This window comes from Bradyrhizobium sp. C-145 (assembly GCF_023375135.1).
In the GTDB taxonomy this organism is placed as follows: Bacteria; Pseudomonadota; Alphaproteobacteria; order Rhizobiales; family Xanthobacteraceae; genus Bradyrhizobium; species Bradyrhizobium zhanjiangense.
Genome location: NZ_CP088150.1, coordinates 880,001 through 893,238, shown reverse-complemented (window position 1 = coordinate 893,238; position 13,238 = coordinate 880,001). Strand labels below are relative to the sequence as shown.

The window sequence follows — 13,238 nt, the reverse complement described above, 5'->3', positions numbered from 1 at the left end:
TCCCGCAACCTCAATCAAACAGGCTCGGCGTGTGGTTCACCAGCGCGCCTTCGATCTCGAGCATCTTCAGCTTCGTCACCACGCCGCCATTCGCCGAGAAGCCGCCGGGCTTGTTGCCGGCCGCCAGCACGCGATGGCAGGGCACGACGATCGGGCACGGGTTACGGCCGAGCGCCTGGCCGACGTCGCGCGACAGTTCGACGCCGCCGAGTTGCTTCGCGATGTCGCCATAGGTCATGGTCTTGCCGGGCGGGATGGTGCGGGCGATGTCGTAGACGCCGCGATTGAACTCGGGCACGCCGTCGAGATCGAGCGGGATGTCGGTGAGATCATCCGGCTCGCCCGCGAGCAGCTTGACGATGCGGTCGATCGCCCGCTGCACCTCGGCGGTCGGCTCGGCTTCGGTCGCCTCGGCATGGCGCTGATGGATACGGGTGCGGATCTTCTGCTCGCCGCCCATCGGCAATTGCGTGCCGTTGATGCCGCGCGGGCCCCAGGCGATGGCGCACAGGCCGATCCTGGTGTCGAACAGGGCAAAATGCTGGTCGGTCATGGCTTGGTTCCTGGCTTGCTTCTCGTCGCAGGCCCCCCTCTTTGATCTCCTGCGAAATCTAGGCTTGGAAATAGTTGCGATCCACCCGGTTTCCGGGAATCTTGCACAGGAGTTCCTGTTCCTTCGCGCGAGCCCAGAATGCAAAGCCTCCACGTCAACGGATACGAGATGCCCTACCTCGACGTGGGCGAAGCCAAAGGCGGCCCGCCGCTGGTCTGCGTGCACGGCTCGCTCTCGGACTTCCGCATCTGGGGTTGCGTGCTCGGACCGCTGACGCAGCGACACCGGGTGATCGCTGTCAGCTTGAGGCACTTCTTCCCGGCGCAATGGGACGGCCTCGGTGACACCTATTCGATTGCCCAGCATGTCGACGACGTCATCGCCTTCATCGAAAAGCTCGACCTCGGGCCGGTCGACCTGATGGGACATTCCCGCGGCGGGCACATCTGCTTCCGCGTTGCGCAGGCGCGGCCGGACCTGCTCCGGCGGCTGATCCTGGCCGAGCCCGGCGGCGAGCTCGATGCAAGCCTCGATCCCGATCATGTCGGCGGCCCCTCGCCGCTGCTGGCGCGGTTCTCGGCCTCGGCCGAGAAGATCGCAGCTGGCGACGTCGACGGCGGCCTTGCCGTCTTCGTCGACACGCTGGAGGGCCCCGGCACCTGGCCGCGACTACCGGCGATGGTGAAGCAAAATCTGCGCGACAATGCCATGACGCTGATCGGCCAGGTCCGCGACAAACGCCCGCCGTTCTCGAAGGCGGACGCGGAGTCCATCAAAATGCCGACGCTGTTCATCCTGGGCGCGCGGACCAAGGGCCTGCTGCCGAAGGTGCTGCACGCGCTCGCGGCGCATGTGCCTTATTCAAAGACGGCGGTCATCCCGAACGCGACGCACCCGATGTTCGAGCAGGCACCGCAAAAATACTCCGAAGTGGTGCTGGATTTTCTGGCGAGCTGACCCATGCGGACATTTCGTGTCAACGGTTACGACATGGCCTATCTCGAAGTCGGAGACGGCCCACCGCTGGTCTGCGTGCACGGCACGTTAGGCGACTTCCGCACCTGGTATTCGGTGCTCGGCCCGCTGTCGAAGAACCATCGGGTGATCTCGGTCAGCCTGCGGCACTTCTTTCCGGAGCATTGGGATGCCGTCGGCGACGACTACAAGATGGCCCAGCATGTCGCCGATACGATCGCCTTCATCGAGCAGGTCCAGCCCGGACCGGTCGATCTGATGGGACATTCGCGCGGCGGCCACATCGCCTTCCGCGTGGCGCAGGCCCGGCCGGATCTGTTGCGAAAACTGGTGCTGGCCGAACCGGGCGGCGATCTCGATGCCAGCTTGCCGGTTCCCGCAGGCACACCGACGCATCCGCCGCTCGCCGCACGCACCGCCCGCTCGGTCGAGATGATCCGCGCCGGCGACATCGAGAGCGCGCTGCAGAATTTTTACGAAGGCATCGAGGGCGACGGCTCCTGGCGCCGCGTGCCGGCGGCGGCCAAGCAGCAACTCCGCGATAACGCACTGACCTTCCTCGGCCAGATCAACGAGCAGCGCAGGCCCTACACACTCGCTGATGCGCAGGCGATCAGGACGCCGACGCTGCTGATCGGCGGCGGCGCGACGACGGGAAGCCTGTCGGTGATGTGGCGCGTGCTGGCCGAGCACATCGAAGGCAGCAAGACAGCGGTGATCCCGAACGCCGGCCACTGGATGTTCGAACAGGCGCCGCTGGAGTTCGGCGAGGCAGTGAACAGGTTCTTGGCGGAGTAGGCGCTCTCGTTGCCTCTTCCCACGTGCGGGGCGAGGGAGTGCACGGTCAGTGCCTCCCTCACACGTGCTCACACCTTCCAAACGCCGACCGGCATCTTGATCGTCGCGTTCAGCCGGTTCCAGACGTTGATCGTTGCGATCGAGAGGATCAGCGTGGCGAGCTCGCGCTCGTCAAAATGCTTGGCGGCCGCGTTCCAGATCGCATCCGGCACGGGATCCTCGCGATCGGCAAGACGCGTGACCGCCTCGGTCAGCGCCAGCGCCGCGCGTTCGGCTTCGGTGAAATAGGGCGCCTCGCGCCAGGCGGACACGGCGAACAGGCGTTCATCGGTCTCACCGAGCTTGCGCGCGACCTTCGGATGCATGTCGACGCAGACGCTGCAGCCATTGATCTGGCTGGCGCGCAGGTGCACCAGTTCCAGGAGCTTTTCCGGCAGGACCTGTTTGGTCAAATTGCCGAGGGACTGAAGGACATTCATCGCCTCCGGCAGGACCATGACCGGATGGTTCATTCGTGCGTGCATCATCTTGCGTCTCCGTTCGAGAATTTCGAAGGTTCCGGTCACATCGACCGGATTGGCTTCGTCATGGGCATGACGGATCGCGATGAGGGAATGTGACCGATGACTGAAGAAAATCTTCTCACCCGCCAGTTCGAGGCCAGCCGGGACCATCTGCGCGCGGTCGCCTACCGGATGCTGGGCTCCCGCGCTGAGGTCGAGGATGCCGTGCAGGAGGCCTGGCTGCGGGTCAGCCGCTACGACATGTCCGATGTGGCGAACCTGCGCGGCTGGCTGACCACCGTGGTGGCGCGGATCTGCCTCGACATGCTGCGCGCACGGAAGTCGCGCAAGGAAGAGCCGATGGGTCCGGACGTGCCCGAGCCGGTCGACGAGACGCGGGAGCGCGAGGCGGAGATGGCCGATTCCGTCGGCGCGGCGCTGCTGGTCGTGCTGGAGACATTGCAGCCGGCGGAACGGCTTGCCTTCGTCCTGCACGACATGTTCGCCGTTCCCTTCGAGGAGATCGCGCCGATCGTCGGCCGCTCCGTTGACGCCTCGCGGCAGCTGGCGAGTCGTGCGCGGCGGCGCGTGCAGGGCGCGCCGGTGCCGGAGACGGATCTGTCGCGCCAGCGCGGAATCGTCGATGCCTTCCTCAAAGCTTCGCGCGAGGGCGATTTCGAGGGCCTGCTGGCCGTGCTCGATCCCGACGTCGTATTCCGCGCCGACCAGGCCGCGGTGCGGCTCGGCTCGCTGCCCGAGATCCGCGGCGCCGACGCGGTGGCGCAGACCTTCAAGGGCCGTGCTCAGGCGGCACAGGCCGCGCTGGTCGATGGCGAAATGGGCGTCGCCGTCGTTCTCGGCGGCCAGCTGCGCATCGCGCTGCGCGTCAGCTTCAGGGACGGCCGGATCGCCGGGATCGATGCGACGGCCGATGCCGAGCGAATTGCGACGCTCGATGTGGAGGTGCTCGAGCGCTAGATGGCATCGACCCAGGCCAGATCATTTTTCTCGAAAAACAACCCCATGCACAGTAGACAGCGGTAGCAATATCAATTGCTTAGCCGCTCCGAAACGAAGGTCGGGGCCACCCTCCGGTACCGCTTGACGCGGTCGATCCCGCGGCGTAGCTTCGAATACGGAATTCCGTATTCCTTCTTTACGTCTCCGGAGCTGCCGGCGTGATCCCTCTCGACCCGCTCCCGAACCTGATCGACCAGGTCTACGCCCGGATCCTGGAGGCGATCTCCGACCGGACCCTTCAGCCCGGACAGCGCATCCGGCAGAACGAGCTCGCCGACAAGCTCGGCGTCTCGCGCCAGCCGGTGTCGCACGCACTGCATCTGTTGCACCGGCAGGGCCTCGTCGCCGAGAGCGGCAAGCGCGGCTTTGAGGTGACCCAGCTCGACCCCTCACGCATCCGCCAGCTCTACGAGGTGCGCGGCGCCATCGATGCGCTGGCCGCCCGGCTTGCCGCCGAGCGCGCAGGCACTGACGCCGCGGCTCGCGCGCGGCTGGAGGCGGCGCTTGCGGCCGGACGCCGCATCGATCGCAACACGACGCTCGCTGAGCTCATCGTGCTCGACGTCGATTTTCACCGCGCGATCTATCAGCTCGCCGGCAATCCCGTGATCGAGGAAACGATGGCGCCGCAATGGCCGCACATGCGCCGCTCGATGGCGACGGTGCTCGCCGAGCTCGACTATCGCGGCAGCGCCTGGGCGGAGCATGCCGATATCGCCAAACACATTCTCGCGGGCGATGCGAACGCCGCCGAACGCGCGGCGCTGGCGCATGCGCAGACGGCGGGACGGATGACCGAGGAGAGATTGAGGGCGACGGAAGAGGTGGCGGCGTAGTCATTTGCACCTGCGCCGTCATGGCCGGGCTTGACCCGGCCATCCACGCCTTTGCTCGACGAAGAACGTGGATGCCCGGGACAAGCCCGGGCATGACGAGAGAGAAAACAAATAAACAAAACCAAGGAGGACGCCCCATGAAACTGTCTCAGGAGCAATTGGAGTTCTTCCACCGCGAGGGCTGGCTGTTCCTGCCCGAATTGTTCAGTCCGGAGGAGGTCGATCTGCTCGCGCGCGAGGCGGTCGGCATCTACGACGCCAACCGACCGGAGGTCTGGCGCGAGAAGAGCGGCGCGCCGCGCACCGCCTTTGCCGCGCATCTCTACAACGAGGCGTTCGGCATCCTGGGCGCGCATCCGCGCATGATCGAGCCGGTCGAGCAGGTGTTCGGGGAGCCGGTCTACATGCACCAGTTCAAGATCAACGCGAAATCGGCCTTCACCGGCGACGTCTGGCAATGGCACCAGGATTACGGCACCTGGAAGCGCGACGACGGCATGCCGGAGCCGCGCGCGATGAACATTGCGATCTTCCTCGACGAAGTGATGCCGATCAACGGCCCCCTGATGCTGGTGCCACGCAGCCAGAACGCGGGCGATCTCGAAGCCTCACATGACCTCGCCACCACCTCCTATCCGCTGTGGACGCTGGACGAGGACACCGTGACGCGGCTCGTCAAGCAGGGCGGCATCGTGGCGCCCACGGGCAAGCCCGGTGGCATGCTGATGTTCCACGGCAATCTCGTGCATGGCTCGAGCGGCAACATCACGCCCTATCCACGCAAGATCGTGTATCTGACGCTGAACGCGGTCTCGAACTACATCCGCACCCCGACGCGGCCGGACTACATCGCGCATCGCGATTTCGCGCCGATCAAGACGGTGGATGACGACGCGCTGCTACGGCTCGCACGTGCGCCGCGACAGGCGGCGGAGTAACCTGTCATTCCGGGGCGCGACGAAGTCGCGAGCCCGGAATCCATTTATCCGCAGTTTCTGCGGCCCGATGGATTCCGGGCTTCGACGCTGACGCGTCGCTCCGGAATGACGAACGTTGATACTTCGCACTTCGCGTCGCGCAACAGACAACGCACTCTCGGACACCCACATGAACCTCTTCCGCCTCCTGCAAGCTCGCGCGTCCGCCGGCAAGCCCGTTCGCGTCGCGCTGATCGGCGCCGGGAAATTCGGCTCGATGTTTTTGTCGCAGGTGCCGCACACGGCGGGACTGGAGGTGCCTGTCATCGTCGACATCGACCGCGACCGGGCACGCGAGGCCTGCCGCACTGTCGGCTGGGATACAGACCGCATCGCCGCGACCACGTTCACCGATGACGGTGCGCGCGCCATCGCCGGCGGCGCGATAGACGTGGTGGTGGAAGCGACCGGCAATCCCGCCGTCGGCATCAAGCATGCGCGCGCTGCGATTGCGGCCGGCAAGCATATCGTGATGGTCAATGTCGAGGCCGACGTGCTGGCGGGCCCCCTGCTCGCCGAGGAAGCGCGAAAAGCGGGCGTGGTCTATTCGCTCGCCTATGGCGATCAGCCGGCGCTGACGGCGGAGATGGTGGATTGGGCGCGCGCGACAGGATTCCACGTCGTCGCTGCCGGCAAGGGCACAAAATATCTGCCGGCCTATCACGACGTGACGCCTGATGGCGTCTGGCAGCATTACGGCCTCACCGCGAGCGAAGCGCAGTCGGCCGGGATGAATCCGCAGATGTTCAACTCCTTCCTCGACGGCACCAAATCGGCGATCGAGATGGCCGCGATCGCCAATGCCTGCACCCTCGACGTGCCCGCCGACGGCTTGCTGTTTCCGCCCTGCGGCGTCGACGATCTGCCGCACATCATGCGGCCTCGCTCGCGCGGCGGCGTGCTGGAGCGATCGGGCGTGGTGGAAGTGGTCTCTTCACTCGAGCGCGACGGCCGGCCGGTGTTTCGCGACCTGCGTTGGGGCGTCTATGTCGTGCTGGAGGCACCGAACGATTATGCTGCCGACTGCTTCAGGCAATACGGCCTGAAGACCGACGCCAGCGGGCGTTTCGCGGCGATGTACAAGCCCTATCATCTGATCGGGCTCGAACTGAACATCTCGGTGCTGTCGGCGGCGCTGCGGGGTGAGCCGACCGGACAAGCTAACGGCTTCCGCGGCGATGTCGCGGCTGTGGCAAAACGCAATTTGCACGCCGGCGAGATGCTGGATGGCGAAGGCGGCTACACCGTGTGGGGCAAGCTGGTACCGGCGGCCGCGAGCCTGAAGACCGGCGCGCTGCCGATCGGCCTCGCGCATGGCGTGAAGCTGAGGCATGACGTCGCGCATGGCGCGGTGGTGCGCTGGAGCGACGTCGAGTTCGATGCGGGAAACGAGACGGTGAAAGCACGCAAGGCCATGGAGGCCGCGTTCGCAGCGCAGCATTGAGGGCGTCGCCGGCAGCGCAACCAAATGTGCGCTTGCTTTGCTGCCGCCCTTTCGCCATCCTGAGCGCGATCCGGGACATTTGAATTTCGGACACCAAGAAACGTCGGCCAGCGACGAAGACAAAGCGGCGCCAAGATCGCGATCCCCTCGTCGAGGACTCGACATCACAGGAGGGAATGCATGGAACGTCGTAAATTCCTGACGGCAGGCGGGCTGGGCCTTGCCGCAAGCGCAGTTGCTGCACCGGCTATCGCGCAATCGATGCCCGAGGTGAAATGGCGCCTAGCGGCGAGCTGGCCGAAATCTCTGGATACGCTCTATGGCGGCTGCGAATATTTCTGCAAGCGCGTCGCCGAGATCACCGACAATAAGTTCCAGATCCAGCCCTTCGCCGCCGGCGAAATCGTCCCGGGATTGCAGGTGCTCGACGCGGTCTCGAACGGCACCGTGGAGATCGGCAATACCGCGCTCTATTATTATTGGGGCAAGAATCCCGCCTTCACTTTCGGCACATCGCTGCCGTTCGGGCTCAACACGCGCCAGCACATTTCCTGGCTGATCTGGGGCGGTGGTCAGGACATGCTGAACGAGCTCCTGAAGGAGCATAACGCGATCGGCGTGCCCACAGGCTCGACCGGCGCCCAGATGGGCGGCTGGTTCCGCAAGGAGATCAAGACCGTCGATGATCTCAAGGGGCTGAAATTCCGCGTCGGCGGCTTCGCGGGCACCATCATCTCGAAGCTCGGTGGCGTGCCGCAGCAGATCGCGGCCGGCGACATCTACCCAGCGCTGGAGAAGGGCACGATCGACGCGGCCGAATGGGTGGGGCCGTATGACGACGAGAAGCTCGGCTTCGTGAAGGTGGCGAAATACTATTATTATCCGGGCTGGTGGGAAGGCACCGGCCAGGGCCACAACCTCATGAACCTCGAAAAGTGGAATGCGCTGCCGAAGCACTATCAGGCCGCAATCAGCGCGGCATCGCTGGACACCTTCACCTGGGTGACAGGCAAGTACGATTCGGTCAATCCGCCGGCGCTGAAGCGTCTGCTGGCTGCCGGTGCGATCCTCAAGCCGTTCCCGCAGGAGGTGCTCGAAGCCTGCTACGGCGCGGCCAACGGGGTCTACGCCGATCTCGCCAAGAGCAACCCGCATTTTGCCAAGATGTATGCGAGCCTCACCGCCTATCGCAGCGAGTCGCTGGCCTGGATGCAGGTCGCGGAGCTGAGCTTCGACAGCTTCATGATGCGGATGCGGACGCGGACGTAGCTGCCTCGCGCGGCAATCGGCGAAACGACGAAAGCCCCGGAGATGTCTCCGGGGCTTTTGCGTTGAGCGCGGCTATGATTGCACAGTTTGGCGAGAGATGGAGCTACCCGAAAGGTGTCATCGCCCGGCTTGATGTTCAGCCCGGGGACATGACCGACGGGTGTTCGGGGACATAGCCGACACATCATAGTGCAGGGATTTGGCGGTAAAGGAGGCCAAGTCCATGCCCTGGCGAGAGGTGTCGGTGATGGATCAGCGGCGGGAGTTCGTGCGGCTTGCGATGCAGGAGGGAGCGAACCGGCGGGAGCTCTGCCGGCGGTTCAATATCCATCCCGACACGGGCTACAAGTGGCTTGCACGATGGCAAGCGGATCAGAATGTCAACGACCGCTCGCGCCGACTGCGCGGCGGCGATCAGGGTGAGACTCCAGCGACAATCAAGGTGAGACTGCGCCGATGGGGACGGACCGAAGGGAGGGCGTAGCCCGACCGGAGGACCGTCCCCATCGGCGTCGCGCGTTTTTGGACCCGTCTGGCGGCTGGGCGGGGCTGGTGCAAGCTTTTGATTCGTCTCGACAAGAGGGAATCGATGCCTTGCCTGGCCTTCACATCACCGACCATCAGATGAGGCTGTACATGACCTACCGACTGACATTGTCCCCCGAAGCGGCCGCGGCCAAGGCGGGGTTCTCGAAAGCGAGTGCGTATCGGATTGAGGGCGATGCGCGCCCGCCATCGCAGAAGAAGGCGCCGAGGGGCCGGCGACGATCCGATCCACTCGCGCCCTATTGGGACGCCGAGATCGTTCCGATCCTGAAGGCTGCTCCCGGCATCCGCGTGATCGGTGTGCTGGACGAACTGCGCCGGCGGCATCGCGACCTCAACCCCAACATCCGACGCACGCTGGAGCGGCGCATCAATGCGTGGCGGGCGCTCAACGGCCCCGAACAGGACGTGATCTTCCGCCAAGAGCACGAGCCCGGGCGGCTGGGTCTGTCCGACTTCACCGACGTGAGCGCGCTCGGCATTACCATCGTAGGTGAGCCACTCGATCACCGGCTCTATCACTTCCGGTTGGCGTTCTCCGGCTTCGAGCATGCCCATGTCGTGCTCGGGGGCGAAAGCTTCGTCGCCCTGGCGGAGGGCTTGCAGAACGCCCTGTGGGCGCTTGGCGGCGTTCCACGGGAGCATCGCAGCGACAGCCTATCGGCGGCGTTCCGCAATCTGGCGGCTGACGCGCGTGAGGATCTGACACAGCGCTACGCTGCGCTGATGGGCCACTATGGCATGGCACCAACACGCAACAATGCGGGCATTGCACACGAGAACGGCTCGATCGAGAGTGCGCACGGCCATCTCAAGCGCGCACTGGAAGATGCGCTGTTGCTGCGGGGGACGCGCGACTTCGCCAGTCTCGATGCCTACCGGGCTTTTGTCGACGAGATTGTCGGCCGGCGCAACGCCAATCTCGCCAAGCCGATCGCGCTCGAGAAGGAGGCATTGGCGCCGCTGCCGAAAGGCCGCACGACCGACTTCGACGAGAAAGTGATCCCGGTGACGTCGTCAGGCGGCTTCATCCTGCGGCGCGTGTTCTACACCGTTCCTTCAAGGCTGATTGGCCATCGCCTGCGTGTGCGCATCTTCGACGACCGGCTCGAATGCTTCCTCGGCGTCACGCCGGTTGTGACGTTGCGGCGCGGTCGGCCTGTGTCGGAGAGCCAGGGCGGGCATGTCGTCGATTATCGGCACGTCATCCATGCCCTGCGGCGCAAGCCGATGGCGCTCCTCAACCTCGTCTATCGCGACCAGCTCTTCCCGCGCGCCGCTTACAGACGCCTGTTCGAGACCTTGCGGGAGCACGGTGACGATCGGCGCGCCTGCAAGGTGACGGTCGAACTTCTAGCGCTGGCCCACGAGCGAGCCTGCGAAGCCGAGCTCGCCAAGGCGATCGCGATGGATCTGGACGCCGGACAGTTACCCGATCTTGCCGCGCTGCGCGACCGCTTCCGACCCGAGGCGGCCTCGATCCCGCGCGTCGCCGTCAAGCTGGCGCCGCTCGACGTCTACGATGAACTCGCCTCCGTCAGCGTCATGTCGGGCCGCTCGAATCTGGGAGAGGCAGCATGACCAGCATCGCCACCTCCGTCGATGCTGCTCGTGTCGAGTTGCTTCTCAATGAGCTCCGCCTGCCGGGCGTCAAGGCGATCTGGCCGAAGCTCGCCGCACAGTCGGACAAGGAAGGGTGGCCTGCCGCCCGCTTCCTCGCCGCCCTTGCCGAGCACGAGGCATCCGATCGTACCCGCCGTCGGATCGAGCGACACATGGTGGAAGCGCGTTTGCCCGCCGGCAAGACGCTCGCCACCTTCGACTTCGAGAGCGTGCCGATGCTATCAAAGGCACAGGCGATGGCGCTCGCTGCCGGCGACGCCTGGTTGAAGGCCGGCGCCAATTTGCTCTTGTTCGGTCCACCGGGCGGCGGCAAGACCCATCTCGGCGCGGCGATCGGCCTGGCTCTCGTCGAGAACGGTTGGCGCGTTCTCTTCGCGCGCACCACTGATCTGGTGCAACGGCTGCAGGTCGCGCGGCGCGAGCTGGCGCTGGAGTCCGCGATCGGCAAACTCGATCGCTATGACCTCCTGATCCTCGACGACATCACATATGTGAGCAAGGATCAGGCGGAAACCAGTGTGCTGTTCGAGTTGATCGCCGCCCGCTACGAACGACGCTCGCTGCTGATCACGGCCAATCAGCCATTTGGCGAATGGGGGCGTATCTTCCCGGACCAAGCAATGACGTTGGCTGCCATCGATCGTTTGGTCCACCACGCCACGATCCTCGAGATGAACGTCGAAAGTTACCGTCGAAAAGTTGCCCTCGATCGCAAGCGCGGTCCAGGCCGGCCGCCTGTTCACACTACCCCCAACGAACTCGACAAGACTGCGATTGACGCTGGCAGCGCCGCTTGATTGTCGCGCAGCGTCAATCAACGCTTGCCAAGCCGGCGGCCAGCGTCAATTATCTCCTGACTCGGCCGCCTCGTCTCATCTTGATTGACGCGCCGCTCTCATCCTGATTGTCGCGCTATACGCCGACCGCATGCGAGCCCGGGACAGACCGATTGCGAGCTCGAGGCACGTATTCTCGCGGTGCGCGATGCCCATCCGGCATGGGGAGCTCGCAAGATAGCTCACTGCCTGGAGCGCAATGGTTTGCGTTCGCCAGCAGTCTCAACAGTTCATCAGATCTTGCGTCGGTCTGGCCGCATCAAGCCTCCGATCGGCGGCCCGATGGCAAGCCAGCGTTTCGAGATGCCGGCCCCCAATCTGTTGTGGCAGATGGACTTCAAAGGCTGGGTTCGGCTCGGCAATGATACCCAGTGCCATCCTCTGACGGTGGTGGATGACCACTCCCGCTATGATCTGTGTCTGCAGGCCTGTGCCGATCAACGCACAGATACCGTGCGCAGCCGCCTGGAGAAGACCTTTCGCCACTACGGGCTCCCGGAGGCCTTCTTCGTCGACAATGGTTCGCCCTGGGGTGATCCTTCCGGCGAGCGATGGACACGGTTCTCGGTGTGGCTGCTCAAGCTTGGCGTCGCCGTCATCCGCAGCCGCCCATATCACCCGCAAAGCCGCGGCAAGAATGAACGATTCCACCGCACCCTCGCGGCTGAGGTGTTCGCACTGCGACAGTTCCGCGATCTCGCAGAGACGCAGCGTGCCTTCGACGCCTGGCGGGAAGTCTACAACTTCGAACGGCCACACGAGGCGCTCGGACAACAGGTCCCGGCCAGTCGATATCGGCCCAGCCAGCGACCAATGCCCGATCGATTGCCACAGGTCGAATACGACAGCCATGAGATCGTGCGCCGCGTCTCCACGACCAAGGCCTATGTCAGCTTCAAGGGACGTCTGTGGAAAGTGCCACAGGCCTTCCGTGGCGAGCGCCTCGCCATCCGCCCCTCGGCAAACGATGCGCAATACGGGATCTTCTTTGCCGCCCACCAAATCGCTATCATCGACTTGGCGAGCGGAGAAAGTGTCGGCTATGTCCCCGAACACCCGTCGGTCATGTCCCCGGGCTGAACACTTGACCGGGCGATCCAGTATCCAGAGGCCGGCGTTAGAGAGCTCGCTCTCACCACATCCGCCGCGGCGTACTGGATGCCCCGGTTAAGCCGGGGCATGACAGCGGAGAGGTGCGGTGCATAAAGAGCGCGCCGCCAACTCTCTCAATTCTCGTCGTCGCCGAGCGCGGCGACCAGCTTGTCGTAGTACTTGCCGACGAGATCGATGTTGCCTTTGTTCTCGATCTGCGGCGCCGGCGTCTTCAGCGCTTCGTTGAGCTCGTCGACCGCTTCCTTCTTCTCCTTGGCCGGCATCTTCTTGTCGGCCTGCACCTGCGCGATCTGCGCCTTGATCACGGCTTCGGGGCCGACATATTTCTTGGTCGCGGGATCGAAGCCGCCGAGCACGAGGCTGATGTTGTCGACCACGTTGTTGTAGTCGTCGTAGCTGACAAAGCCGTGCTTCTTGGCGACCTCCTCGAGCCGCGCGATCACCTTCTGGTCGGGCGCGGTGTTCTCCGGCAGCTTCTCCGTGATCGCGTCCATGTCCTTCTGCGCGGCGAGCACGCCATCGAGCTGCTTGTCGGTCAGTGCGATCTGCTTCAGCGCTGGAGCTTGCTGCTGCTGGGCCGGCGCCGCCTGCTGGGCGGGTGCCGGCTGCTGCTTGGCCTGCGCGAATGCTGCGTCGGAGGAGACGAGGGATACTGCGGACAGAAGGCACGCAGCGCTCAGCACAGTGAGGGTGGGACGAAGCAATGCGGGCATGGAAGTCTCCTCAGATCTTTTGATGGCGAGGT

General features: G+C 64.7%; 12 protein-coding genes and 2 pseudogenes. 11 read left to right on the top strand and 3 right to left on the bottom strand.

Annotated features, from left to right (window positions below; genetic code table 11):
• Positions 1-10: 10 nt before the first annotated feature.
• Positions 11-553 carry a methylated-DNA--[protein]-cysteine S-methyltransferase gene (locus LRP30_RS04175; protein WP_128931243.1) on the bottom strand — a complete coding sequence of 181 codons (543 nt, stop codon included), beginning with the start codon at positions 551-553 and terminating at the stop codon, positions 11-13.
• A gap of 138 nt (positions 554-691) precedes the next feature.
• Between LRP30_RS04175 and LRP30_RS04170 the strand changes: the two genes are divergently transcribed.
• Together LRP30_RS04170 and LRP30_RS04165 are read left to right on the top strand one after the other, a co-directional pair.
• Positions 692-1,510, top strand: a complete 819-nt coding sequence (locus tag LRP30_RS04170) for an alpha/beta hydrolase (RefSeq protein WP_249759443.1) — start codon at positions 692-694, stop codon at positions 1,508-1,510.
• Positions 1,511-1,513: 3 nt separating this feature from the next.
• Positions 1,514-2,326 carry an alpha/beta hydrolase gene (locus tag LRP30_RS04165; protein WP_249759442.1) on the top strand — a complete coding sequence of 271 codons (813 nt, stop codon included), beginning with the start codon at positions 1,514-1,516 and terminating at the stop codon, positions 2,324-2,326.
• A 68-nt stretch (positions 2,327-2,394) separates the two neighbouring features.
• Here the strand turns inward: LRP30_RS04165 and LRP30_RS04160 are convergent, their stop codons facing one another.
• Positions 2,395-2,850 carry a carboxymuconolactone decarboxylase family protein gene (locus tag LRP30_RS04160; RefSeq protein ID WP_128937126.1) on the bottom strand — a complete coding sequence of 152 codons (456 nt, stop codon included), beginning with the start codon at positions 2,848-2,850 and terminating at the stop codon, positions 2,395-2,397.
• Positions 2,851-2,949: 99 nt separating this feature from the next.
• Here LRP30_RS04160 and LRP30_RS04155 point away from each other — a divergent pair, with 99 nt between their 5' ends.
• The 9 genes and pseudogenes from LRP30_RS04155 to LRP30_RS04115 form a co-directional block, all read left to right on the top strand.
• A complete protein-coding gene (locus LRP30_RS04155; RefSeq protein WP_249759441.1) occupies positions 2,950-3,807 on the top strand; it encodes a sigma-70 family RNA polymerase sigma factor in 858 nt (285 codons plus the stop codon).
• Between the two features lie 200 nt (positions 3,808-4,007).
• Positions 4,008-4,685, top strand: coding sequence for a GntR family transcriptional regulator (locus LRP30_RS04150; RefSeq protein ID WP_249759440.1), 678 nt, complete (start codon positions 4,008-4,010; stop codon positions 4,683-4,685).
• Between the two features lie 137 nt (positions 4,686-4,822).
• Positions 4,823-5,623, top strand: a complete 801-nt coding sequence (locus LRP30_RS04145) for a phytanoyl-CoA dioxygenase family protein (protein WP_128939973.1) — start codon at positions 4,823-4,825, stop codon at positions 5,621-5,623.
• Between the two features lie 169 nt (positions 5,624-5,792).
• Positions 5,793-7,106: a Gfo/Idh/MocA family oxidoreductase gene (locus LRP30_RS04140; protein WP_249759439.1), complete on the top strand. Its 1,314-nt coding sequence runs from the start codon at positions 5,793-5,795 to the stop codon at positions 7,104-7,106.
• 180 nt (positions 7,107-7,286) lie between these two features.
• Positions 7,287-8,375 (top strand): ABC transporter substrate-binding protein, encoded by a 1,089-nt coding sequence (locus LRP30_RS04135; RefSeq protein ID WP_128931236.1) that lies wholly within the window; start codon positions 7,287-7,289, stop codon positions 8,373-8,375.
• 223 nt (positions 8,376-8,598) lie between these two features.
• Positions 8,599-8,775, top strand: a pseudogene (locus LRP30_RS04130) (helix-turn-helix domain-containing protein); the annotation flags it as partial.
• Positions 8,776-8,999: 224 nt separating this feature from the next.
• Positions 9,000-10,502, top strand: coding sequence for an IS21 family transposase (gene istA, locus LRP30_RS04125; protein ID WP_249761693.1), 1,503 nt, complete (start codon positions 9,000-9,002; stop codon positions 10,500-10,502).
• Positions 10,499-11,341: an IS21-like element helper ATPase IstB gene (gene istB, locus LRP30_RS04120; RefSeq protein ID WP_249756397.1), complete on the top strand. Its 843-nt coding sequence runs from the start codon at positions 10,499-10,501 to the stop codon at positions 11,339-11,341. The genes istA and istB overlap by 4 nt, the downstream gene beginning before the upstream one ends.
• Positions 11,342-11,461: 120 nt before the next feature.
• A pseudogene (locus LRP30_RS04115) lies at positions 11,462-12,460 on the top strand (IS481 family transposase); the annotation flags it as partial.
• 146 nt (positions 12,461-12,606) lie between these two features.
• On the opposite strand, the gene LRP30_RS04110 reads toward LRP30_RS04115, so the two are convergent.
• Entirely contained in the window at positions 12,607-13,206 is a 600-nt protein-coding gene (locus LRP30_RS04110; protein WP_128931235.1) for a hypothetical protein, read from the bottom strand.
• Between the last annotated feature and the right edge of the window lie 32 nt (positions 13,207-13,238).